Origin of the sequence: Vibrio sp. HI00D65 (assembly GCF_001635455.1) — a bacterium.
Lineage (GTDB): Bacteria > Pseudomonadota > Gammaproteobacteria > Enterobacterales > Vibrionaceae > Vibrio.
Genome location: NZ_LWEH01000033.1, coordinates 1 through 564 on the forward strand (window position 1 = coordinate 1; position 564 = coordinate 564).

At 45.0% G+C, this 564-nt stretch carries 1 protein-coding gene; it reads left to right on the top strand.

Annotated features, from left to right (window positions below; genetic code table 11):
• A partial coding sequence (locus tag A3712_RS06345) for a phospholipase D-like domain-containing protein (protein ID WP_231891766.1) occupies positions 1 to 564 on the top strand: 564 nt, incomplete at both ends.

The following is a 564-nucleotide window of genomic DNA, read 5'->3' on the forward strand; positions in this document are numbered from 1 at the left end:
AACTACCCAGATTTACCATTAAATCGTGAAGCAGCAGACAGCTTACAGCCGAAGGCTCTTGATGAGATGACTTGGGCGAAGGCTCGTTTCGCTTACGATCACCCTGTGCCTGTTGATTCAGACAATACTGCAGATCTAACAGCACCGGCGGTTCTATTGGGACAACTAGCGAGTGAGTCGAAACAAGAGATCTTGCTTGAGTCGGCTTACTTGGTATTTGATGATGGCCAATTAGAAGAGTGGCAAACGTTGAATAACGAAGGCGTTGAGATAAAAGCATTGACCAACTCAATGGCGTCAAATGACTTGGTTACTAACCACTCTGCTTACGCGGGCAGACGCTACGATATGTTAGAGCATGGCATCGACCTGTTTGAACTAAAACCAGATTCTAAGTTGTGTGAAGCATCTACCCAAGACGTGTCTAAATGTGCACCTGAGACAGCTTATGGTCTGCATGCTAAATCTGTTGTATTTGACCGCAGTATTGCGAGTATTGGCTCATTCAACTTCAACCTACGCTCGACATACTTAAATACGGAGTCGGTGTTAATCATCGAAAAC